This is a genomic window from Paenibacillus popilliae ATCC 14706, from assembly GCF_000315235.1.
Taxonomy (GTDB): Bacteria; Bacillota; Bacilli; order Paenibacillales; family Paenibacillaceae; genus Paenibacillus_B; species Paenibacillus_B popilliae.
Map to the genome: position 1 here is coordinate 1 of NZ_BALG01000506.1, position 458 is coordinate 458.

Sequence of the window (458 nt, forward strand, 5' to 3'; positions counted from 1 at the left end):
GCGAATCGTAAAGTAGAGATTCCGAAAGCGAACGGCAAAATGCGAACATTGCAGATTCCGGGCATTCGAGATCGCGTGGTGCAAGGTGCACTAAAGCTGATTCTGGAAGCAATCTTCGAAGCAGACTTCTGCACGAACTCCTATGGATTTCGACCGAAACGCTCTCCACATCAGGCGCTGGCAGAGGTAAGACGCAGTGTATTGCGTCGGATGACCATGGTCATTGACGTTGACCTGTCACGCTACTTTGACACCATACGGCACGCAATACTGCTGAACAAAATCGCAAAACGTATTCAAGACCCGCAAGTCATGCAACTGGTTAAGCAAGTGATTAAGGCAGCAGGGAAAATCGGCGTACCGCAAGGTGGGCCGTTCTCGCCGCTTGCCTCTAACATCTACCTTAATGATGTGGATTGGGTATTTGATGCAATACGGAGGAAAACAGCAGAAGGCGA

The 458-nt window shown here is 49.8% G+C and carries 1 protein-coding gene; it reads left to right on the top strand.

Annotated features, from left to right (window positions below; all coding sequences use genetic code 11):
- On the top strand, positions 1-458 hold a 458-nt coding region (locus tag PPOP_RS18855), incomplete at both ends, for a reverse transcriptase domain-containing protein (protein ID WP_042230225.1).